The 21,353-nt window shown below is 61.4% G+C and carries 21 protein-coding genes and 1 pseudogene; 13 read left to right on the plus strand and 9 right to left on the minus strand.

Annotation, left to right across the window (positions count from 1 at the left end; genetic code table 11):
• Positions 1-155 precede the first annotated feature (155 nt).
• The 4 genes from J3P79_RS16080 (at position 156) to kefC (ending at position 4,660) form a co-directional block, all read left to right on the plus strand.
• Entirely contained in the window at positions 156-866 is a 711-nt protein-coding gene (locus J3P79_RS16080) for a response regulator (protein WP_434604095.1), read from the plus strand.
• Positions 863-2,209: a sensor histidine kinase gene (locus J3P79_RS16085; RefSeq protein WP_434604097.1), complete on the plus strand. Its 1,347-nt coding sequence runs from the start codon at positions 863-865 to the stop codon at positions 2,207-2,209. Before J3P79_RS16080 ends, J3P79_RS16085 begins: the two co-directional genes overlap by 4 nt.
• Before the next feature lie 101 nt (positions 2,210-2,310).
• Positions 2,311-2,832, plus strand: a complete 522-nt coding sequence (gene kefF, locus J3P79_RS16090) for a glutathione-regulated potassium-efflux system oxidoreductase KefF (RefSeq protein WP_434604099.1) — start codon at positions 2,311-2,313, stop codon at positions 2,830-2,832.
• Position 2,833: 1 nt separating this feature from the next.
• Entirely contained in the window at positions 2,834-4,660 is a 1,827-nt protein-coding gene (kefC, locus tag J3P79_RS16095) for a glutathione-regulated potassium-efflux system protein KefC (RefSeq protein WP_434604101.1), read from the plus strand.
• Positions 4,661-4,826: 166 nt separating this feature from the next.
• Here the strand turns inward: kefC and J3P79_RS16100 are convergent, their stop codons facing one another.
• Positions 4,827-5,693: an aldo/keto reductase family oxidoreductase gene (locus J3P79_RS16100; RefSeq protein ID WP_434604103.1), complete on the minus strand. Its 867-nt coding sequence runs from the start codon at positions 5,691-5,693 to the stop codon at positions 4,827-4,829.
• Positions 5,694-5,794: 101 nt separating this feature from the next.
• Here J3P79_RS16100 and J3P79_RS16105 point away from each other — a divergent pair, with 101 nt between their 5' ends.
• Positions 5,795-6,730: a LysR family transcriptional regulator gene (locus J3P79_RS16105; protein WP_434604105.1), complete on the plus strand. Its 936-nt coding sequence runs from the start codon at positions 5,795-5,797 to the stop codon at positions 6,728-6,730.
• 42 nt (positions 6,731-6,772) lie between these two features.
• Here J3P79_RS16105 and J3P79_RS16110 read toward each other — a convergent pair whose 3' ends face one another.
• The 4 genes from J3P79_RS16110 to J3P79_RS16125 form a co-directional block, all read right to left on the minus strand.
• The gene (locus tag J3P79_RS16110; RefSeq protein WP_434604107.1) at positions 6,773-7,489 is read right to left on the minus strand and encodes an anti-sigma factor; all 717 of its coding nucleotides are present in this window, start codon (positions 7,487-7,489) and stop codon (positions 6,773-6,775) included.
• Positions 7,486-8,043 (minus strand): sigma-70 family RNA polymerase sigma factor, encoded by a 558-nt coding sequence (locus J3P79_RS16115; RefSeq protein WP_434611510.1) that lies wholly within the window; start codon positions 8,041-8,043, stop codon positions 7,486-7,488. The genes J3P79_RS16110 and J3P79_RS16115 overlap by 4 nt, the downstream gene beginning before the upstream one ends.
• 98 nt (positions 8,044-8,141) lie before the next feature.
• Entirely contained in the window at positions 8,142-8,672 is a 531-nt protein-coding gene (locus J3P79_RS16120) for a DUF3455 domain-containing protein (RefSeq protein ID WP_434604109.1), read from the minus strand.
• Between the two features lie 196 nt (positions 8,673-8,868).
• Entirely contained in the window at positions 8,869-10,023 is a 1,155-nt protein-coding gene (locus J3P79_RS16125; RefSeq protein ID WP_434604111.1) for a glycosyltransferase family 1 protein, read from the minus strand.
• Between the two features lie 379 nt (positions 10,024-10,402).
• On the opposite strand from J3P79_RS16125, the gene J3P79_RS16130 reads away from it, so the two are divergent.
• A complete protein-coding gene (locus J3P79_RS16130) occupies positions 10,403-12,580 on the plus strand; it encodes a TonB-dependent siderophore receptor (protein ID WP_434604113.1) in 2,178 nt (725 codons plus the stop codon).
• Positions 12,581-12,678: 98 nt separating this feature from the next.
• On the opposite strand, the gene J3P79_RS16135 is transcribed toward J3P79_RS16130, so the two are convergent.
• Complete coding sequence (locus J3P79_RS16135; protein WP_434604115.1) at positions 12,679-12,930, minus strand: pyocin S6 family toxin immunity protein; 252 nt, start codon at positions 12,928-12,930, stop codon at positions 12,679-12,681.
• Between the two features lie 86 nt (positions 12,931-13,016).
• Positions 13,017-13,676: pseudogene (locus J3P79_RS16140) on the minus strand (S-type pyocin domain-containing protein); the annotation flags it as partial.
• Positions 13,677-13,931: 255 nt separating this feature from the next.
• Between J3P79_RS16140 and J3P79_RS16145 the strand changes: the two are divergent.
• Positions 13,932-14,858: a hypothetical protein gene (locus J3P79_RS16145; protein ID WP_434604118.1), complete on the plus strand. Its 927-nt coding sequence runs from the start codon at positions 13,932-13,934 to the stop codon at positions 14,856-14,858.
• A 149-nt stretch (positions 14,859-15,007) separates the two neighbouring features.
• Positions 15,008-15,799, plus strand: a complete 792-nt coding sequence (locus J3P79_RS16150; RefSeq protein ID WP_434604120.1) for a nucleotidyltransferase domain-containing protein — start codon at positions 15,008-15,010, stop codon at positions 15,797-15,799.
• Positions 15,800-15,808: 9 nt separating this feature from the next.
• Here J3P79_RS16150 and J3P79_RS16155 read toward each other — a convergent pair whose 3' ends face one another.
• Entirely contained in the window at positions 15,809-16,309 is a 501-nt protein-coding gene (locus J3P79_RS16155; protein ID WP_434604123.1) for an HIT family protein, read from the minus strand.
• A 67-nt stretch (positions 16,310-16,376) separates the two neighbouring features.
• On the opposite strand from J3P79_RS16155, the gene J3P79_RS16160 reads away from it, so the two are divergent.
• Positions 16,377-16,769 (plus strand): VOC family protein, encoded by a 393-nt coding sequence (locus tag J3P79_RS16160; protein ID WP_434604125.1) that lies wholly within the window; start codon positions 16,377-16,379, stop codon positions 16,767-16,769.
• Here J3P79_RS16160 and J3P79_RS16165 read toward each other — a convergent pair.
• Positions 16,712-17,506, minus strand: coding sequence for a gamma-glutamyl-gamma-aminobutyrate hydrolase family protein (locus tag J3P79_RS16165; protein WP_434604127.1), 795 nt, complete (start codon positions 17,504-17,506; stop codon positions 16,712-16,714). The two genes, J3P79_RS16160 and J3P79_RS16165, sit on opposite strands and share 58 nt — an antisense overlap.
• A 146-nt stretch (positions 17,507-17,652) precedes the next feature.
• Here J3P79_RS16165 and J3P79_RS16170 point away from each other — a divergent pair, with 146 nt between their 5' ends.
• The 4 genes from J3P79_RS16170 (at position 17,653) to J3P79_RS16185 (ending at position 21,286) form a co-directional block, all read left to right on the plus strand.
• Positions 17,653-19,419, plus strand: a complete 1,767-nt coding sequence (locus tag J3P79_RS16170; protein WP_434604129.1) for a S8/S53 family peptidase — start codon at positions 17,653-17,655, stop codon at positions 19,417-19,419.
• A gap of 86 nt (positions 19,420-19,505) precedes the next feature.
• A complete protein-coding gene (locus J3P79_RS16175) occupies positions 19,506-19,667 on the plus strand; it encodes a DUF2986 domain-containing protein (RefSeq protein WP_434604130.1) in 162 nt (53 codons plus the stop codon).
• A 65-nt stretch (positions 19,668-19,732) separates the two neighbouring features.
• Complete coding sequence (locus J3P79_RS16180; RefSeq protein WP_434604132.1) at positions 19,733-20,479, plus strand: hypothetical protein; 747 nt, start codon at positions 19,733-19,735, stop codon at positions 20,477-20,479.
• Positions 20,480-21,286 carry a DUF6630 family protein gene (locus tag J3P79_RS16185; RefSeq protein ID WP_434604133.1) on the plus strand — a complete coding sequence of 269 codons (807 nt, stop codon included), beginning with the start codon at positions 20,480-20,482 and terminating at the stop codon, positions 21,284-21,286.
• The last annotated feature ends 67 nt before the right edge of the window (positions 21,287-21,353 follow it).

Raw genomic sequence — 21,353 nt, forward strand, 5'->3', positions numbered from 1 at the left:
CCAACTGGAATCCACGCAATCCTGCCGCTGTTTTCTTGCCCTCAGATTTCCGGAATATTGCGCGCCGGCAGCTTTGTTTCCGTATTGAAATATATGACGCCGCCCCGGATTGACCCTAGTATTGCACCCCGTATTCATTGCCCGACGTGACCCCCGTGAGCCATTTACTACTGGTGGACGATGACCTCGAAGTCCTCGCCCTCCTGCGCAAGTTCCTCGAGCAACATGGCTATAGCGTCGAAGTCGCCGCCGACGGTAACGCCCTGTGGCAGGCGGTGGAGCGCCGGCAACCGGACCTGATCATCCTCGATGTGATGCTGCCGGGCGACAACGGGCTGGTGCTCTGCCAGCGCCTGCGCTCCGAGCACCGGGTCGGGATCATCATGCTCACCGCCATGGGCGAATTGAGCGACCGTGTCGTCGGCCTTGAAATGGGTGCCGACGACTACCTGACCAAGCCTTTCGACGCCCGCGAGCTGCTGGCGCGAGTGCGCGCCGTCCTGCGGCGCACCGGTGAAGCCAGGGGTAGCCTGGGTGACCTCGCCCGGCCAACCCTGGAATTCGAAGGTTGGCAATTGGACGTCACCCGTCGCGAATTGCGTTCGCCCGACAAGGTCATGATTCCGCTGTCCGCCGGTGAATTCGAATTGCTGTTGGTCTTCGCCGAACATCCACGCCGGGTGCTCACCCGCCAGCAGTTGCTGGATATGGCCCGTGGCGAGACCTTCGATGCGTTTGACCGCAGCATCGATGTCCAGGTCAGCCGTTTACGGCGCAAACTGGAGAGCGACGTGACCGGGCCGTCGATGATCCGCACTGTGCGCAACAGCGGCTACCTGTTCAGTCCCCACGTGGTGAAGCGATGACCCGCGGGCGGGCGAGCGTGCCTCGGTCACGGGACACCGTGGCGCGCTGGATCGCCCTGACCACGATGGTGTCGATGCTGACGTTACTGGCCCTCAACGAACTGTTCAGCGTGCTGGCCGGCGCTTGGGCGCGCCCTCCCCTCATGGAGACCGGCCTGATGGACAAGGCCGCAGCGGTCACCCGCATTATCGACTCGGTCCCTGCGGGGCAACGGCACGAACTGGCCCGGGCCGCCAGCGATACGGGGTTCAGCGTGCAATGGTTGCAGAGCCATGAGGAGGCGCGGCTACCAGTCATCGAAGATCCCGAGTTCAGCGAAGGCTCGGCTTTCCTGCATGAACAACTGGGCAGGCCCGATGCCCGGATCGAAGCCTACGAACCGGGGGACTGGCCCGCCGACGACCCCGCCAGGCGCTACGTGGTGATCATCGAGCTGACGGACCACTCCTGGGTGATCTTCTCCGTGACCTCGCGCAGTTGGGGCCTGGGGGAATGGGCCCGCAACCTGATCATCATCGGGTTGATCATGCTGTCGACGCTGATCGTCGCCCTGATCGCCACGCGACACCTCGCGACGCCGCTGGAACGCTTTGCCGAGGGGGCCCGGCGCTTCGGCGTGGATTTCCGGGCACCGCCCATCCCGGTGGTCGGCCCCTTCGAGATTCGCCAGGCAATCCTGGCGTTCAACGCCATGCAGGCCCAGCTCAAGCACTTCGTCCAGGATCGCACGCAAATGCTCGCGGCTATTTCCCATGACTTGCGAGCCCCCCTGACCCGCATGCGCCTGCGCGGCGAATTCATCGAGGATGCCGAACAGCAATCGAGGCTATTTCGGGACGTCGACGAGATGCAGGCGATGGTCAACGCCGCGCTGGAATTCTTCCGCGATGAAGCGCGCCTCGAACACGCCACGGCGTTCGACCTGGCGGAACTGTTGCACACCGTCGTCGACGACTTCAGGGACGCGGGCACCGCGGTGTCCTTCGAAGGCGCCCAGCGGTTCGTGTATGTCGGCCGGCCCATCGGGATCAAGCGCGCGCTGACCAACCTCATCGACAACGCGGCCAAATATGGCAGCGAACCGGGTGTACGACTGAAAACCTATGCCGACTGCGTCGAAATTCGCATCGTCGATCGTGGGCCGGGCATAGCGCCCCAATATCAGGAGCAGGTATTCGCGCCCTTCTTTCGCATTGAAGGATCACGCAACAAGAACACCGGTGGCGTCGGCCTGGGCCTGTCGGCGGCGCGGGCGACGGTGCTGGAGCATGGCGGGACGCTGGTCCTCCGGAATCGCCGGGGCGGTGGACTGGAAGTCAGGGTCTCGCTGCCGCTCAATTGAGCCGGACGAGGCGCGACGCAAACAATGTCCTAAACAACAAGCGCCTTCCTCGGTAGGATGTCCGGCCTTTTGACCTGGCCCTGTCGCACGGAACCGCCCCGATGATCCTGATCGTTTACGCCCATCCCTACCCCGACCAGTCGCGGGTCAACCAGCAGATGCTCAAGCGGGCGTCTGCCAATCCGGACGTGGTCATACGGTCGCTATACGATCTCTACCCGGACTTCAACATCGACGTCGAGGCGGAACAGCACGCTGCCGAGCAGGCTGACCTGATCGTCCTGCAGCACCCGATGTACTGGTACAGCATGCCGCCCCTCTTGAAATTGTGGATCGACAAAGTCTTCACCCATGGCTGGGCCTATGGCAAAGGCGCCACGGCCCTCAACGGCAAGGGCCTGTTGTGGGCCGTGTCCACCGGTGGCGAACGAGAGCATTTCCAGATCGGTGCGTTCCCGGACTTTTCAGCGCTGGCCCAGCCGCTCCACGCCACCGCCCTCTACTGCCACATGCGCTGGCTCGAACCAGTCGCCGTGCACGGCGCGTATGCCGCCGAGTCCGAGGTTCAACGGGCACAAATCGAACATTACGGCGCTCGCCTGGCCGCCTGGAAGGAAGCTTGAGATGGAGACGCACAGCCTGATTGAGATGCTCATCTACCTGGCCTCGGCGACGCTGATCGTACCGATTGCCGTGCGCTTCGGCCTGGGCCCGGTGCTCGGCTATTTGTTGGCCGGGTGCGTGATCGGCCCGTGGGGCCTGAAGCTCATCACCGATGTGAAGGCCATCCTGGAGTTCGCCGAAATCGGCGTCGTCCTGATGCTGTTTATCATCGGCCTTGAGCTCGATCCCAAACGCCTGTGGGCGCTACGCCGGATGGTATTCGGCGGTGGTGCCTTGCAGATGTTGGCCTGCGGCGGTGCCATCGCCGCGTTCTGTGCGGCGTTGGGCCTGAACTGGACGGCGGCGCTGCTGGTCGGCCTGACCTTGAGCCTGTCCTCCACGGCCATCGCCATGCAGGCAATGAGCGAACGCAACCTGACCGCCACCGCCGTCGGACGAAGCAGTTTCGCGGTGCTGTTGTTCCAGGACATCGCGGCCATTCCCCTGGTTGCCATGATCCCCTTGTTGTCGGCCCACGGCCAAACACCGTCGGGCATGGCCCTGGCGCTGTCGATCATGAAGATCGTCGCCGCCATCAGCGTCGTCGTGCTGCTGGGGCGCTACGTGACGCGACCGCTGCTGCGCTTCGCCGCGCGCTCGGGCCTGCGGGAGATCTTCAGTGCCGTGGCGCTGTTCCTGGTGTTCGGTTTCGGTTTTCTCCTCGAAGAAGCCGGGCTGTCGATGGCCATGGGCGCATTTCTCGCCGGTGTGCTACTGGCAAGCTCGGAATATCGCCATGCCCTGGAAAGCGACATCGAGCCATTCAAGGGCCTGCTGCTGGGGCTGTTCTTCATTGGCGTCGGCATGTCGATCGACTTCGGCACGCTGATCGATGCACCGCTGAAAGTCATCACCCTGACCCTGGGTTTCATCCTGATCAAGCTGCTGGTGATCAAGACCGTCAGCCGCTTCTTGAACGTCCCCGCCGGCCAACGCTCCTGGCAAGCGGTGCTGCTCGGCCAGGGCAGCGAATTCGCTTTCGTGGTGTTCGGCGCCGCGACGCTCGCCGGCATCCTTACCGACCAGTGGGGCAAGAGCCTGACGCTGGCGGTCGCGCTCTCCATGTGCCTGACGCCGCTGCTGATCCTGCTGCTGGACGGGGTGGAGTCGGCCACCAGGAAAAACAGCCAGGAATCCGACCTCGTCGACCAGCAGAACCCACGGGTGATCATTGCCGGCTTCGGTCGTTTCGGGCAGATAGCCGGCCGCTTGCTGATGTCCTGCGGCGTCGAGGTGGTGGTTCTCGACCATGACCCCGACAACATCGAGACGCTGCGCAAGTTCGGCGTGAAGGTATTCTACGGCGACGCCACGCGCCTGGATCTGCTCCATGCGGCCGGGGCGGCCCAGGCGGTGGTGCTGATCAATGCGATAGACGATCAGCACGACAACCTGACGCTGACCCGGATGGCCCAGGAGCATTTCCCCGCGTTGAAACTGATCGTGCGGGCGCGGGACATGGCACACCTGATCACCCTGCGGCAACTGGGCGTGGAAAGCGCCGAGCGGGAAACATTCGAAAGCGCGCTGGCAATGGGACGCAGCGCCTTGGTGCAAATGGGCGTCGGGGCGTATGAGGCGCGAGAGCGCGCCGATCAGTTCCGGCGCCTCAACCTGCAGATGCTCGAGGAGATCGTCGCCCAGCCGGAAGACGACCTCAAGTTCCGGCACGACGCCTACCGGCGCGCCAACGCGCTGCTCACGGAAATGTTCAACGAGGACCGCGCGCATCCGGTCGATAGCTGGCCTGAACATCATCGAAACGAGACGGAAAAAAGCGACGGCTAGATCTCGACACAGCCTGTCTGAAGTATCCGTGGCGAGGGAGCTTGCTCCCGCTCGATTGCGCAGCAATCGCACAATCTTGGGTCTGCTGCGCAGCCCAGCGGGAGCAAGCTCCCTCGCCACGGATGTCAGCCATTTACCCGCGCGCCATGATCGCCGGCGCGCGTCTTCAGTGAACCAACCCGTCCAACTCGGCCAGCATCTGCGGAGGGATCCTCAGCTCACTCGCCGAGAGATTTTCCCGCAGGTGCGCCACGGATGACGTACCGGGGATCAGCAAGATATTCGGCGCACGTTGCAGCAGCCACGCCAGCGCGACGCACAGCGGTGAGGCGTCCAGGCGCGCCGCTACGCTCGAAAGGGTTTGCGATTGCAGCGGGGTAAACCCACCCAACGGAAAGAACGGCACGTAGGCGATGCCCTGTCTATCCAGGTCGGCGATCAGTTGTTCGTCGTTGCGGTGAGTCAGGTTGTAGTGGTTCTGCACGCAGGCCACCTTCGCGATGCCTTGGGCCTCTCGGACTTGGGACGCTGTGACGTTGCTCAGGCCCAAGTGGCGGACCAAGCCTTTTTGCTGCAGCTCTGCCAACGCCGTGAAGGATTGCTCGATGGAATCTTCGGTGGGCGAATGCATGTCTCCCCAGACTCGCAGATTGACCACCTCCAAGACATCCACTCCGAGGTTACGCAGGTTGTCTTGGACCGCGCGGGTCAGCTCGGCCGGGCTGTGAGCCGGGTTCCATGAGGCGTCGGCACCACGAACGGCGCCGACCTTGGTCACGATGACCAGATCCTCGGCGTAAGGGTGCAAGGCTTCACGAATCAGCCGGTTGGTGACGTGGGGCCCGTAGAAATCGGCGGTGTCGATATGATTGACGCCCGCCGCCACCGCTTCGCGCAGCACGGCGATGGCCGCCGCCGGGTCCTTGGGCGGCCCGAAGACCTGGGGCCCCGCCAGTTGCATCGCGCCATAGCCCATGCGCTTGACCGTACGATCGCCCAGTTGAAAATTCCCTGCGGTGTCTGCCCTGCTCATTTCGTACCCCTTGGATTAAATGTGCGTGGGCCGACTATAGGCGTTGACCACTCCACTGATAATCGGGTGCAATCCGAACGGGTTGTACGGCGGAGAGAACAATGGCGACGGATATCCAGGACTTGCTGTCCTTCGTGGCGGTGGTGAATGCGGGAGGGTTTCGGGAAGGTGCGCGGCTCAGCGGCAAATCCGCCTCCAGCCTCAGCGACGCCGTACGACGGATCGAAAGCCGGCTCGGCGTGCGCCTGCTCAACCGCACCACACGCAGCGTGGTGCCGACCGAGGCCGGCGCTCGGTTGATGGAACGCATCGTGCCGGCCTTGGGCGAGGTCGAATCCGCGCTGGACGTCGTCAACGATTTTCGCGACCGCCCCTCGGGCACCCTCAGGTTGAACGTGCCGGTCAGCGCCGCCCGGTTGGTGTTGCCCGCGATCGTCGCGCCGTTTCTGAAAAGCTACCCGGATATCCGCCTGGAAGTGGTCACCGAGGAAAGCTTCGTCGACATGCTCGCGGCCGGCTGTGACGCTGGCATTCGCTACGACGAACGCCTTGAACAAGACATGATCGCCATTCCTATCGGCCCGCGCTTGCAGCGCTTCGCCACCGCGGCCTCACCGACGTACCTCGACGCCCGGGGCCGGCCCGAGCATCCGCGGGATCTGCTTCAGCACGCTTGCCTGGCCGGCAAGTTTCCCAGCGGCGCCTTGCCGCTCTGGGAGTATGAACGTGACGGAGAAACCATCAGCGTCGAGCCGAACGGCCCGTTGATCGTGCGCATCGGCGGCGCCATGGACCTGGCGGTGCAGGCGGCGATCGACGGCCTCGGAATTGTCCATTTGTTCGAGGATTGGCTGCGACCCCACCTCGACAGCGGCGTACTCGAACCGGTGCTCGAACCGTGGTGGCAACGCTTTACCGGACCGTTCCTGTACTACCCCGGCCGCCGCTACCTGCCCTCGCCGTTGCGGGCGTTCGTGGATTTTATCAATCAGAACCGAGGCGGCCAGGCTTCGGCCGGCGACCATTTTCCACTGTAGGAGGGAGCCTCCTCGCGATGGCGGCGGCACATTCCCCCTCGTTCAAATCACCTTGACGGCCCGCCCGATGAATTGCACCGGGCCCGTGGGCGCACCCGTTTTCGAGCCCCCGGGGTTTTCCAGGGTCAGCTCAAAGAGCTGGTTGGGCTGCAGCGGTGGCAGTTGATCCAACGGCACCGAAAGCGTCTGCCCCGGCTTCACCAGCCCCAGCGACACTGGCCCTTGCCAGCCATCGCCCTTGGTCCAGAATTCCAGTGCCTTGTCGGCGGGCACTTGCGCTACGCCGAGGGGGATCAGTTGAATCTCGCTGGGGTTGCTCGCCTGGATCACCCAGCCCGGCGCCTGGTTCTGCGGTGCCACCAACACCACGAGAAAGCTGGGCGATTGGACCGTGGACTGGGTCCACAACAGCGCACAAAGCGTCAGTGTCGCCACCAGCCCCGCCCCAGCCAACCCGCGCCACAGCGCGATCAGGTTCCACCAGGAATCGCCCCCCAGCACCGGCGTCGGTCGCGCCTGGGCCGTGACGCTGCGTTCGATACGTTTCCAGAGCGCCGACGTGGGTTGGCGGGGGTCGGCCAACTCGGTCAAGTCGAACAGACGCGACTCCCAAGCGTCGACAGCCTCCCGCAACCTGGCGTCATGAACGAGCCGTCGCTGCACCTCGACACGCTCCGTGGCCGATAGCGTACCCAGCACATATTCACCCGCCAGTTCGTCTGGATCAGCCGGGTCTTCGTTCCGAGAATCAATGCTCATGACATGCACGCTCGCAACGCGGTCAGGCTGCGTTTGATCCAGGCCTTGACGGTGCCCAGCGGCGTCCCGAGTTTCAGGGCGATCTGCGCATGGGAATAACCGTCCACGTAAGCGTGCAGGATACAGTTGCGCCGCGCCGGCTCCAGTTGTTCAAGGCAGCGGTAGATGCGCCCCGTACGGGATCCATATTCGAATGCATCGGTTTCTGGCGTGTCCTGTAGCGACAAGGCGTCATGCAAAACCATTTCCTGGTCCTCGCCGACCTGCACCTCGCGCGCACCGTCGCGCACAAAATTCAGGGCCAGGTGCCGGGTCACGCTGAAGATCCAGCCACGGGCGGAGCCACGCGCAGGATCGAAGCGCGACGCACGGGTCCAGATCCGAATGAATGCATCATGCACGATGTCCTCAGCCAGGGCGTCATTGCCGGCGATACGCCTGGCCACGCCGAGCAAACGGCTGCTTTCCTGCTCATACAAATCCCTTAGCGCCTGCTGCTCGCCTCGGGCGCAGGCCATCAGGCAGGCTTCGTAGTTGAAAACGGGCTCGGGCAGGGACAAGGTTTTGCGCCAATGAGAAGAAATCAAAACCCCAGCCAACCGGCTGGGGCGCATCGAAACAGCGTAGCCGACTTTGACCTATTGCACGTGCGTCACTTGGCGGCCCAGAAGATGTAATCGGCCTGGTATTTGACGATCTCGCGCATGCCTTTGTTGGCGGTGGCGCATTCGCTCGTGGGCGCTACGCCCCCTCGGGTGGCAACGCGCTGGATGTAGCTGACACCGGTCATCGAGCCCTTGCCCTCGGCCGGGTTGGCCTTGACCAGCTGGAATGGCAGGTTGCCCGGGCTTGATGCAGCCACCGCCAACTGCGTACCGGTGATCTTGGAGCCGTCCTGGGCCTGCCAGGTCGCCGGCGGGCCGAAGTACATACCGACCTGGGCGCCACTGCGGTCGTTGAGCACCGCCTTGGGCCCGACGAAGGTCCACTCGGTCTGGCCGGCCGCATTGGCCTTGTCACGGCACTCGTACGTAATCTCGCCCACCCCGACGGTTTGCATCGTGACCTTGTGCCCCTCCGGCACCTGAATGCTTTCAGGCAGATCAGCTTGTGCATGGGCCGTGGACAGGCCGGAAATGGCGACGGTGGTGCCGATGATGCAGAGCAATCGTTGGGTATTCATCAGGTCTCTCCAAGAAGGTAGTCAGCTCGACAGCGCAAAGGCTGTCCTTGTACTACCCGTGGAAAAGCGATCTGGATGCAGCCCTTCGAAAAAAAATATCAGCGCTTGCCCTACGCCCAGCCATGCGACCTCCATCGCGTTTGGAACGGTCGTGCGCTCAGTCATCGTCGACTGAATCATCCAGGGGTCTCGAGGATTATCGTTGGCATTCGATCTGCTCCTTGATCTGGGCGCAGGTCCTGTCCCAGGACATGCCCTCCAGGGCTTTATCGGCGTACTGCACGACCACGCCTGGCTGCGTGCGCAAGTCCAGCGCAGCCTGGATCGCCTCGATGAATGCCTGGGGTGAATCGGCAATGGCTACGACGCCACTGTCACCGTAGCCATTGACCACATCACGGATCGGCGTGGATACCACCGGGCAACCGCCCGCCAGGTATTCGGGGGTCGTGGAGGGGCTGATGCAGCGGGTGGATTCGTTCAGCGCGAACGGCATCAACGCCACGTCCCAGCCGGCCAGATGCGCCGGCAACTCTTCATATTGCTTGGCACCCAGGTAATGAATATTCGGACGGCGCGGCAAGGTGGCCGGATCGATATTGACCACCGGCCCGACCAGCACGATCTGCCAGTCCGGCCGCAGGGCAGCGAGTTCCCCCACCAGATCGATGTTGAAACGCTCGTCGATAACACCGAAGAAACCCAGCCGCGGGTGAGCGATCTCGGCCTGGTCCGCCGGATCGGGAATCGGCTGCCGGGCCGCGGCAAAGTGCGCGACATCGACGCTGCTCGGCATGGCGTGGACGTTGCCGTGAAGTTGCCGCTTCGCCTCCCACTGGCTGTAGCCGCCGGTGAACACCACGTCGGCCTTGGCCATCAAGCGCCGTTCCATTTCCATCAATGCGGGCGGCGCAAATTTGAAAGCCAAGGGCTCGTCCACACAATCGTATATCACCACGTTGGCCTCCAGGTGTTCAGTGATGGCCTGGCTCATGGGCGTGAGGTACCAGAGCATCAATTCACCCGGCCAGTGTTCCGCCAGCCAGGCATCCAGCAACTCGCGCTGGGCATCGATCACCTGGGTTTCACCCAGTCCTTCGGGAAGCCTGGGCACCAGGACCGTCACGCCGTCGGCCACCGCATAGCGCTCCAAGTGCGCGGTCTGCCTGCCTTCGAAAATAGGTTCTTCGAAAAACAGCACATCGTAGTCACTGGCCAATCGGGACATCACGTGCTGGGGCCGTTGATGGACGAAGCCCCAGCGCAGATGAGACAGGCACAACAACGTGGGCCGTAGGTTCGTGGCCGACGCGGCGCTGTGCTTGAGGTGAAATTGTTCTTGTTGACTCATCTGACGTTCCTTTTTTGGAGATCGATGCTGGCCCACCGAAATCTGGCGCTGGCCGCCTGGCAAACAAGACTTGGAGACTCCCCTCGCGCTTGGCCCTGTGCACGTTTGAGAAAACCGGTTCCGGTGCCGTTCCAAAACTTCTGGAAACCAGCCGACAAACTGCACCCTCCGGTCTGTCGGCTGCTGTGATCGCCCGAAAAGGGCATGGCTCGATGCCAGGAGATCCCTCGATAAACCGCCGCACCGAAAAGCCTTCCCTTGAGGCAGTAACCCCTCTGCATCAACCCTTCCGGGCCACCCAAAGCTTTAACCTTGTGAAAAAACTTGAGACACTTGAACGCTAATAGTTCTCAACCGCATTAGTATCTCAGGACCCACCATGTCGACTCGCACCACCCCACCGCTGCATTTCACCCCTGCTCGCGATCTCCTGGCCATGGCTATCTGCATGGCGGCCCTGGCCCCCGCCTACGCCGATGACAACAGCGCTACCGGGCAGAACACCCCACCAGTCACGCTGGAACTGGGCGCGACCGAGGTCACCAGCAACCAGTTATGGAGCACCACGGAAGGCACCGAGTCCTACACCACCGGTTCGATGTCGACGGCAACCAAACTTCCGCTGACGATGCGTGAAACGCCGCAAGCCGTCACGGTCATCACGCGCCAACGCATGGATGACCAGGGGATGACCAATATCAACGACGTCGTCAAGGCAACACCCGGGCTGTTCCTGGACTTTTCCAACGGGCCTGGCCGGCAGAGTTACAAGGCCCGCGGGTTTAGTATCGACAACCTCATGTACGACGGCATCCCGTCGGCCTACAACGGTAATGACATCGGCTCCCAGCCTAACCTGGCGATGTTTGATCGAGTCGAGATCGTGCGCGGTGCTACCGGTCTGGTGACAGGTGCGGGCAACCCTTCGGCCGCGATCAATCTGGTACGCAAGCGGCCGCTGAACGAGCAGAAAGTCACCCTGACGGGCGCCGCCGGCAGTTGGGACGATTACCGTGGCGAGGTCGATGCGTCCAGCCCGCTCAACGACAGCGGCACGCTGCGCGGTCGGGTCGTGACCTCTTACCGCGACGCCAACAGTTTCATCGATAATGTCGAAGAGAATCATGGCTTGTTCTATGCGGTCACCGAAGCAGACCTCAGCGAAGACACCACGTTGACCCTGGGTTTTTCCCATCAGAAGGACAAGACCAATTACTTCTGGGGTTCCTCGATGATCGGCCAGGACGGCCATCACCTGGACCTGCCTCGCTCCTACAATCCAGGCACGGATTGGGAGAACAAGGACCAGGAGATCAACACGGCATTCGCCGAAGTCCGTCATCGCTTGGCCAACGACTGGAACCTCCAAGTCAACGCCAACTATTCTGAACAGAACGGATTGTTTTCCGGCTCTTACCAATCGCGCTGGGTCAATAACACCTTGGCCCGCACGGTTTACCAGGCCGCCTACGATGACAACCAGGCCGGCGTGGATGCCTTCGCCAGTGGCCCCTTCGAGGCGTTCGGCCGAACCCATGAATTGGTGGTGGGCGCCAGCAAGCGCATCCAGGACAAGACCACCCACAACTACAGCCCATACGACATGAACTGGCCGATCAATGCGGGCAAACCGAATTTCGTCCGTACCAACAACCAGCGCGACGTGACCACTCAGGACGGCGTCTACCTCACCACTCGCTTGAGCCTGGCCGACCCGCTGAAGTTGATCCTCGGCGGACGCCTGGACTGGTACGACTACGACAACCGTGATGGCGACAGCGACTACAAGGTCACGCGCAACGTCACCCGTTACGCCGGCTTGATCTACGACCTGAACGACCAGTATTCGGTCTATGTCAGCTACAGCGACATTTTCACGCCGCAGACCGAAAAGGATACCTCCGGCAGCCCGGTCAAGCCGATCATTGGCAAGAACTACGAGGTCGGTATCAAGGGCGAATACTTTGATGGCGCGCTGAACGCGAGCCTGGCACTGTTCCGCGTCGACCAGGAAAACCGCGCCGTGCAGCTGTTCACCGCAAACTGCCCACAGGCGACCTGCTACGAAGCCTCCGGGGAGATTCGCAGCCAAGGTATCGATTTCGAACTGCAAGGCGCCTTGACCGAAAACTGGCAGGTCGGCGGTGGCTATACCTATGCGCGGACCCACACCATCAAGGACGCCGCCAATCCGCAGACGGTCAACAAACAGTTCGACACTGACACGCCGGAGCACCTGTTCAAGCTGACCACCAGCTACCAGTTCCAGGGCCCGCTGGAGAAACTGCGCGTCGGCGGCAACGTCTCCTGGCAGAGCCGGATGTACAACGACATCGAGCTCGCCAATGGCAGTCGATACCGCCTCGAACAGGGCAGCTATGCCGTCACGGACTTGATGGCCGGCTATCGGGTCAACCAGAACCTGGATCTGCAGGTCAACGCCAACAACATCTTCGACCGCCGCTACTATTCCACTATCGCCAACTCTGCGAGTTATGGTGGGGATGCGTATGGTAATCCGCGGAATATGATGTTGACGGCTAAGTACAGCTTCTAGTTAAGGCCGATTTTTTCTGGCTCTGAAACAGTTCGATGCTGTTTCAGGACTACGCTTTGGGGGCGGGCTGGCGATACGATTCCTTACTGGTGTTTTTCTCAGGCATCGACACATGTTCCGATGTAATACTCCAGTCCCGCTGGGAACTCCATACCCAGCACCCGCCCTATTTCTCTTAGCTGCTCGCCTGTTATTTCCAGCTCTCCAGGGCCGATTTCACCGAAGGATTTCCCTTCGGTTATTTGGGCTAGCACTTCATTCTGCTCAGAGTTTTTTATGTACATTTCAAACTGCAATGAATCGTCATTTTTGTCGTCGGGATAAAAGCCCGTTATTGAGAAATATGGCATGGCATTCCACTCCTGGTATCGTGGGGTTGTTCTGCCCGGTTTGGCAGGTTTCGTTTGGCGACCCGTTAAATGATCGTATTCGCCTAGATGATTTCCTCCGCCACCGGCGTCGGTGGGTAGATCCAGATGTGCGGGGTTTGGGGCGCGGCTTCCAGTGCGGGGATGCCGAGGGTGTCGGAGGGGTCGGTGGCTGGGGTCCAGATCAGTTCGATGCCGTCGCCAAGGTCTGCGATATATTGGTCAGCACGCGGCGTCAGGTGAACGACGTCAACCATTTCCCAGTCGCGGTTCTGCCCGGTGTAGAAGCCATACCCCTTGATACTGCCGTCGGCCTGCTGCTCGATACTCAGGCGCATGCGGCTGCGGGCCTGTTTGAGATGGCGTAGCTGCTCTTCGCTGTAAAGGGCGCTGTCTCCCAGGCTGGAGGGCCAGAGCAAAGCGACGATGCCGGTCAACAGTGCCGCGCCGACCGTGCCAGTGGCGGCGCCCGCCGCTGACACAGCGGAACCTCCCAGTGCGATCCGGCCCAAGGCGACGGGTATTGCGTTTGAGCCGATTTGCTTGAGGGGAACCGTTCCCGAAGGGTCGGGGCTTCGGCCTCCCAGCCACGTCAGATCACCGTACTGCTTGACCAGGTTCGGCGGTACGAAACCGTTGGGGTTGCTGTAGTCGATAATTCCGTCAGGCAACTTGCAGCTTTTGGCGAACACGGAGCCGGTGATGACGAAGGGCTTTTTCGCCTGAACGTGGGGTTACGAACCTTGGGCAGGTCTTCTGGGCATGTCACGAGTCGCGAATCTCATCCTGAAAATCCAGGACGAACGCTAACGCAGGGGATGGGAGTGGCGATGTAAGATGTTTCTTGAAATGATCGCTCCGTTTTCGTCGCGCGATGTAGGGCCGAAAAAATCAACCAGCCGATCGACTCTGAATCAGCGGTTGAACCACCCCGTCACGCATTCACCGCTGCTTTGGGCCGGCGGCTTATCAGGAGCTTTACATTGATCGGATATCGCTTCGAACGCACCGCGCGGGATGACCTGCACATCCACTCGGTCAACCGGGTACAGAGCGTAGTCGTGCTGCTGACCAGTGCGCTGGCGTTGGTCTTTCCCTTCGGTGCCGTGCTAGCCATTGCAGACTCGCCGCCCGTGGGCATGGACCCACTGAGCTTGCTCCTGATCGTGCTCGGGCTGCTGCTGATTCCCGCCCTGGGCCTGTCGCTGCTGGTTTACACCGGCACCCGCGAAACCTTGCTGCTGTCGCGCCAAGACGGTGAAGGCAAGCGCCGCACCCAGAACTTTTTTGGCCGCCGTGAGCGGGTGCACTCGGTGTTCAGGCTCGACGCCGCCAAACACTTCGAACTTCGCCGCCACCCGGAGGCCAAGCCAACCGCCACCCAACTGTGGCTGGTGATGCGCGATGGCACCACCCACCGCCTGACGAGCAGCAACGTTCCGGTCGTACCGGGAAGCAAACGCACCGACCTGTGGCTGCGTGAGATCAGCGACTACCTGCAAATACCAATGCCCACCGAGGTAACGGTCGGCTCGGCACCCATTGCGAAGGCCGCCTACCGGCCTGCTCCAACCCCGGCAAAGATCGCCAGGCAGCACAAAGCAAAGGCGCCGATGCCTCCGGCTGAAACCACTGAACAACTCGGCACTCCCGCACGCGCCCTGCTCGCCCTGATTGCCGCGTTCCTGGCTGTGTTTGAGCTGACCCGCATCATCTCGTTGGTGCCCTCGCTCTTTACCGGACGGCTGCGCATTGGCATTTCCCGCCCGACAACCTTCTATTGGGCGGAGCAGCCGATGACCTTTTCATTTCACATGCTTATCGGTGTAGTGGAATTGCTGATTATTGGCGTCATCGCCTGGGGGTGTTTGCGCGTGGCGATCGAAGGGCGAATGAAATCCAATCCTTGAGGACGATTGATTCGACCACCGTGCGGCCAGAAAGCGCGGAACATAAAGCGCAAGTGCAGCGTTAAAGACGCTGCGGCATGCCCGTGATGCTGGACGGGCTGCCCACGGATGGATAGCGTACAAACTAAACTCCGTTGCGATTTGAGGTAATGATGGTTTCCCTAGCTGTTCAGGAAGAAGTGAGAAGTCGCCTGCGCGGCGCAGAACACGAGCACGATGTCCAAGTAGTTTTAGCCGTGGAGTCAGGCAGTCGAGCTTGGGGGTTTGCCTCACCCAACAGCGACTATGATGCGCGGTTTATTTATGTGAACAGGCCCGAGTGGTACCTCTCTGTAGGCCTGGAGGAGCAACGCGACGTTATCGAATATCCAATCGTCGATGAGATGGATATCAATGGTTGGGATCTGCGCAAGGCGCTGAGACTATTCTGGAAGTCCAATCCGGGCTTCGTGGAATGGGTACAGTCGACCATCATTTACGAGCACTCCGGTTCCTTCCATGAGCGGGCCAAAGCGTTGTTGCCACAGGTGTATTCGGTGGAAAGCGGTATTTATCACTACCGCAGCATGGCGAAAACCAACTACCGGGGGTATTTGCAGGCCCCACAGGTGCCACTGAAAAAATATTTTTATGTGCTGCGCCCGTTGTTGTCTGTGCGTTGGCTGGAACAGTTCAACACGCCAGCCCCTATTGAATTCGACAAGCTGCGCGGTGTACTTGACGGAGAGACCGAACTCCAACAAGCCATTGACGACTTGCTCGCGATCAAGCGCGCGGCTCCTGAAATGGGGCTATCGCCACAGATCGCCCCCATTCAGCTTTTCATTGAACGTGAGCTGAACCGCCTTGAGGCCATCAAGCCCTCTCGTAGCGAACGCAAGGAGGTGGAACCGCTGCTATCGGAGCTGTTTCGTTCCGTGCTCAAGGAAACATGGGGCTGACGGTCCGCGCTATTCAATCAACGAGGGGCGGCCGAACTCACCCCGCAGCACTGCCACGACCTCGTCAACGGACGGCCCCTGTATCGGCGGTGGGTCAGGCCGTTCACAAAACTCCCGCCATGCAAAAAGCGTGAGTTCCGCGCCATCGGTCTGCGGCGAATCGGTTTCCCTCGAGCCGAAGTCCTGTAGCACTCTATACCTGTCATCGCGCCAGAACAGCACTTCGACCCAGTGGTAGATCGGGATGAAATGGAAGTGGATGGAGTAACCCGCGTCATGCCCGAAACGGCCGATGTAAAGACGCTTGGGTTGCAGGTGCGTTTCGATGGCGTGCTGGATTCGCGCCTGCAACACACCCAGTTCGGCCAGCGCTTCGATGGGTAGCGATGCCAAGGAGTTGGTCATCTGCTTCGCATTGAGCATCAGATAGCCGGGCAGCGCACTGTCCATGCGGTGGTTGATGATCCAATGCTCGGATTCATGCACGACGATGCGAGGTGATATGCGCATAGGATGGCCACCATTCGGAGATCATTGCTATGGTAGGAACAGGCTTTCCCCTTCCCAGGACCCGAAGATGATTTCACACGTATGCATCGGAGTGAACGATTTCCAGCGAGCGTTTGTGTTTTATCAAGAGGTCACGCAAGCGCTCGGCCTTGAACTCAAATTCAAAGACCTTGAACGCCCATGGGCCGGCTGGAAACATCCTGGCAATGCGCGCCCGCTTTTTGTGATCGGCAAACCCTTTGACGGCGAATCGGCGACGTCAGGAAACGGACAGATGATTGCCCTGCTGGCCCCCGACCGGCAGGCCGTGCGTAACGTCCATGCCCTGGCACTGACCCTCGGTGGCCGCTGTGAAGGCCCGCCAAGCCTGCGCCCTGAATACCATCCGGATTATTACGGGGCCTACTTTCGGGACCCTGAAGGCAACAAGCTCTGCGTCTGTTGCCACGATCCGGAGTAACCCGCCCGCGCTCGGCACGCCTCCCCAAGCGCGCGGAAAATCGCCCGGTAATCCGGGTGCTCCATCACTTCCCACTCAGGATGCCATTGCACGCCCAACGCAAACGCCCGGCTGCCCTCCACCGAAAGCCCCTCCACCAAGCCATCTTCCGCCACGGCTTCGACGCGCAGGCCCTGCCCCACCCGCGCAATGCCCTGGCCGTGGACGGAGTTGACTTCGATCTGCTCCTTGAGACCCAAGCGGGCCAACACACCACCAGGTCGCACCGTCAGGGCATGGTTACGGGCATATTGCTCCTGCACCGGCTCATTGCTCGGCGGTTCGTGTTCGGCGCCGGGGCCGTCGAGTTGTTGATGGAGCGTGCCGCCGAAGGCGACGTTCATTTCCTGGAAGCCGCGACAGATGCCGAGCACCGGAAGGCCGGCCTCGACCGCGGTGCGCCAGAGCGCCAGCGCCAGGTTGTCCCGGGCCGGGTCGTGCTCGGTGCCCGGCGGGCTGGGTGGGCCATCGTAGTGATGGGGTTCGATATTGGACGGCGATCCAGTGAAAAGCAGGCCGTCGAGGCCGGCGATGATCTGGGCCGGATCCACCAATTCCGGAAACACCGGCACGATCACCGGTAGCGCCTCGGCGGCGGTGGCGACGGCCTGGGCGTATTTGTCGTTGCTGAGCTGGACAGTGTGCGGACCGATTTTGCCTGAGCAGGCGATGATTCCGATCATGGGTGGACGAGACATAAGGTTCCCCGGTTGCTCACGTGCTTATGAATCGGATTGCGGCGCGGGTCCGGTTGTTCAATTTGATGACGGACTGTGGGCATTGCCTGAACGAAGCCATCGACGCAGCGGTCGGAACTGCAAACCACGGCAAAGAACCCTCACCCATGCCCTTACGATCCGCTGCCCTCGTCACCCTGTTCGCGTTGTCTGCCAGCACGACGGCAATGGCCCAAGAGCCGTTGCGCCTCGAAAGCCTGAAGCGCTGCGGTGACCTGCTCGAAATCGAGCATCAGCAGTGGTGCTTGACCGCGCGAGGGCTGGGCGAGGCGACGCCGCAACTGAAGCTGGGTGAACAAGCGATTCCCGCTGCCAGCGTCGAGCGTGACGGGCAACAGTTGCGGCTGCGCTTGGACAAGGCCGATTACCAAAGCGGTCCGCTCTGGCTGGAGGACGGCCCGCGCGCCAGCAATGCCGTCTGGTTGACCCTGCGCAGCAGTCACGTTGTCGCGGCCGGGCCGGATGAGGTGGCGAAGAACATGGACGGCCTGACCACGTATGTGGATCTGGTCAGCGTGTTGATCGAGGAAAGTCACGATGGCCGCCAGGAGGCCGAGCGGCTCGCCGGCAAGTACGGCGCCAAGGTAGTCGGCAGCATTGCGCCGCTCAATGTGTTTCAGCTGCGCCTGCCGGCCAAGGACCTGGTGCAGCGCGACGCGTTGGTGCTGCGCCTGGGCGGCGAGACCAGTGTCGATGCGGTGGTGATCGAAGAATCCGGGGCTGAAGAAACCGAGCAAGCGCCCACCCAGCCGGAAGAGCCGAAGAAACCGGCCCAGGACTCGGATGAATGGGCCGCGAATCGCTTTCTCGACGCGGTGCATTACTACCAGCGGCGCATCCCCGGACAACAGGCGCCGATCCGACCTCAACCCGTGCGCATCGGCCTCATCGAGCGTGACGTCGATTTCGACACGGCGGACTTCGCCGACTACCTGGGACCCTGCTCGGTGCCGCGCACCTGCGTCTACGCCCGCGACGCGGATAAACCCGACAACCACGGCACGACCGTCGCGGGCATCCTCGCCGCGCGCTGGAACGACGGCGGCAACACCGGTTTGCTCCGTGGCCTGGACAAGGCCAGCGGCGGCTTCGAAGTGATCGTCGAACGCAACTCGGACGCTGGGATCACCGCCAACATTGCGGCCTCGGTGAACCTCGTCGAGGATGGCGTGCGCGTGCTCAACTGGAGTTGGGGCATTCACCGCGTGGGGGCGAAGGATGTCAAAGGCGACGACGTGGATTCACTGCTGCGTTCGGGCATCGCCATGAGCGGCTACGAAGAACTGTTGGAGGAGTTTTTCCTGTGGCTGCGCAAGGAGCACCCCGACGTGGTGGTAGTGAACTCAGCCGGAAACGGATCGTCGTTCTCGGGCACCGATGAATATCGCCTGCCCTCCTCGTTCGTCACCGAACAACTGCTGGTAGTCGGCGGGCACCAGCGCAGCGAACGCGCCGGCGTCGCCATCGACGACCCGGGCTACGCGGTCAAGCGCAATTCCTCGAACATCGACATGCGCGTCGACATCACCGCCGCCGCGTGCACCCACGCCTCGACGGTCAATGCCGGCCAGGATGGCGCGGTGCATTGCGGCACGTCCTATGCCACGCCCATGGTCACCGGCCTGCTGGCGGCGATGCTGTCGATCAATCCGCAACTTCACCCCGAGCAACTGCGCATGCTCCTGCGCCGCAGCGCCATGACCATCGGCGACAATCACGACTTCGAACAAATGGACGGCGAAGACCTCACCGCTCCCATCCTGCCGTCGGAGCGCAACTACCAGCTCAACGACAAGGATGTGGGTCGCTCGGCACGGCTGGACATGCAAAAGGCGCTTGATCTGTCGGTGCAGAGTCGCGATCGGGTGCGCTGAGCCACCCTAGCCACCGCCCCCTTTCGCCCTTACGATACGCCTACCGCAGCCGCGCTTCAAAACCGTTCAAGCCGAGTAGAAAAACCATGAACCGCCGTAAGAAAATAAACCAGCTACTCAAGGCCAACGCCAAGAAAGCCAGTGCCAAACTGGCCCCCAAGAGCAAGGACAGATACATCAGCAAAGCCGACCGATTAAAGATGGCGGCTGAAGCCGACCCAGACTCGACCGTTCCCACTGAACAATGATCCACCGATGACAGGTCGCCAACGAGCTGTCAGGCCTCCCTCAAATGGACTTATCGGAGACACCCGTGCAACGTCTTTTCCTTTGCATCGCCTTCCTGACGCTGGCCGCTTGCGCCAGCCAACAGACGCAGACAAAACCCGTCAATACACCGACGTTCAAGTTCCGCACCGTACCGATGAGGGCCGATGGAAACCCGGTCATCAACCCCGACGTCTTGAAAGCGATCGAGCAACTCGACATGCCCGCGCCGATCAAGACGCTGACCTACGTGGAACTGGCCGGCACCGTCAACTTTCCCAAGGAAAGCAGGCCGGAACGTACCGAGTACTTTCTCTCCACCGACCCGGACACCCGTCAGTTGCGCTACATTCACAAAAGCGAACACCTCAACGGTCGCAAGATCACCTGGCGTGGCCTGTTGATGCTTTCCGGCGTGGAACAGGCCACGATGTCGAGAAATACCGTGGTCATCGACAGCTTGAGCTTTCGTGGCGATTGGCGACACATGCCCGTCGGTAGCCAATTGGGTTACACCCGACAAGGCAGTAACACCAGCAACCTCATCGGTACTTTGGGCACAGAGCCGAGGGTGTTCGACTGTCGCATTGACCGCGAAGTGCCGGCCAAGCAACTGAACCCGGCCCTGAGCGGCCAGGCCAAGGCCATGAGTTGCCAGGAACAGCTTCCGAGTAAGAGGCTCCTTCCCGCCAAACATTATTACTATTTGGTCGACTACGGCTTCTTCTACCACGCCAGTACCGACAAGGACGACGGGACTTACATCGACATGCATGTACAGAGCGTGAAATAGATGACCCTGGACGCCCTCGACCCGCTGTTGCTCCAACGCATCATCACCACCCACGGCACGCTCGAAGGCGCGGCGTATTTCGATGCCGAGGAAAGCCTTGTCCACGACATATTTTCCGACCGCATCGTGTTCCAGACCAACTACCTGGACTACAGCAGCTATACAGTGGATCTGGCCGAAGGCGCGGTGCGGGTGCGCAAGACGCGGCTGGATAATTATCACCGAGGCCACAAGGCCCAGGTGATCGATGACAACATGGATGAAGACGATTGGATCGAATTGACCAGCCATTGGCAACGCTTGAGCCGTGGCCTGGACACGGCTGGCCAAGGCCCGGCGCCGGACATGGCCGATACGCTGGCGGACCTGTTCGCTTGCCTGTTCGACGAGGCCCATGCGCAAACGCTGATCGAAAACATGCCGTCCCCTACCGGTCAATGGGACTGGGCGTGGACCCAACTGCAATCGTCCCTTGCCGGGGCCAATCGGCTGGCGGAGTTCGAGTGGAAGGAATGGTCGTTGTCAGGCGTCTACGCTATCAACGCCCTTGCACCGCTACAGGAGCGAGGCATTGAAATCCCCACGCCCGACAGCACAACCGTCGATACCGTCAACCACGCCAACGATTGGGAACGGGCGCTGCTCCAGTATTTCAATGCGCGACTGGAGGCCCACGATCTGAAACTGTTGGCCATCGGCACGCATTTCGATGAGTACCAGGCGTTTGCCTGCGTGCCCATGAACGGGCTGGGCCTGGCCAATGCGCTGGAAATCATGGGCAGGCTGGGCATCGTCTATAAATACTAAACCTACCGCTTCTGTGGCGAGGATCATTGCGCCACAGCGCAGCTGTCGAAGACGCAGCAGCCAATCC

Origin of the sequence: Pseudomonas sp. R1-7, assembly GCF_051132105.1 — a bacterium.
In the GTDB taxonomy this organism is placed as follows: Bacteria; Pseudomonadota; Gammaproteobacteria; order Pseudomonadales; family Pseudomonadaceae; genus Aquipseudomonas.

Excerpts from the sequence above, each read along its gene's own strand:
- J3P79_RS16085 (WP_434604097.1), top strand. The coding sequence starts at position 863 with ATGACCCGCGGGCGGGCGAGCGTGCCTCGGTCACGGGACACCGTGGCG.
- kefF (WP_434604099.1), top strand. The coding sequence starts at position 2,311 with ATGATCCTGATCGTTTACGCCCATCCCTACCCCGACCAGTCGCGGGTC.
- kefC (WP_434604101.1), top strand. The coding sequence starts at position 2,834 with ATGGAGACGCACAGCCTGATTGAGATGCTCATCTACCTGGCCTCGGCG.
- J3P79_RS16100 (WP_434604103.1), bottom strand. The coding sequence starts at position 5,693 with ATGAGCAGGGCAGACACCGCAGGGAATTTTCAACTGGGCGATCGTACG.
- J3P79_RS16105 (WP_434604105.1), top strand. The coding sequence starts at position 5,795 with ATGGCGACGGATATCCAGGACTTGCTGTCCTTCGTGGCGGTGGTGAAT.
- J3P79_RS16110 (WP_434604107.1), bottom strand. The coding sequence starts at position 7,489 with ATGAGCATTGATTCTCGGAACGAAGACCCGGCTGATCCAGACGAACTG.
- J3P79_RS16120 (WP_434604109.1), bottom strand. The coding sequence starts at position 8,672 with ATGAATACCCAACGATTGCTCTGCATCATCGGCACCACCGTCGCCATT.
- J3P79_RS16125 (WP_434604111.1), bottom strand. The coding sequence starts at position 10,023 with ATGAGTCAACAAGAACAATTTCACCTCAAGCACAGCGCCGCGTCGGCC.
- J3P79_RS16130 (WP_434604113.1), top strand. The coding sequence starts at position 10,403 with ATGTCGACTCGCACCACCCCACCGCTGCATTTCACCCCTGCTCGCGAT.
- J3P79_RS16135 (WP_434604115.1), bottom strand. The coding sequence starts at position 12,930 with ATGCCATATTTCTCAATAACGGGCTTTTATCCCGACGACAAAAATGAC.
- J3P79_RS16150 (WP_434604120.1), top strand. The coding sequence starts at position 15,008 with ATGATGGTTTCCCTAGCTGTTCAGGAAGAAGTGAGAAGTCGCCTGCGC.
- J3P79_RS16155 (WP_434604123.1), bottom strand. The coding sequence starts at position 16,309 with ATGCGCATATCACCTCGCATCGTCGTGCATGAATCCGAGCATTGGATC.
- J3P79_RS16160 (WP_434604125.1), top strand. The coding sequence starts at position 16,377 with ATGATTTCACACGTATGCATCGGAGTGAACGATTTCCAGCGAGCGTTT.
- J3P79_RS16165 (WP_434604127.1), bottom strand. The coding sequence starts at position 17,506 with ATGTCTCGTCCACCCATGATCGGAATCATCGCCTGCTCAGGCAAAATC.
- J3P79_RS16170 (WP_434604129.1), top strand. The coding sequence starts at position 17,653 with ATGCCCTTACGATCCGCTGCCCTCGTCACCCTGTTCGCGTTGTCTGCC.
- J3P79_RS16175 (WP_434604130.1), top strand. The coding sequence starts at position 19,506 with ATGAACCGCCGTAAGAAAATAAACCAGCTACTCAAGGCCAACGCCAAG.
- J3P79_RS16185 (WP_434604133.1), top strand. The coding sequence starts at position 20,480 with ATGACCCTGGACGCCCTCGACCCGCTGTTGCTCCAACGCATCATCACC.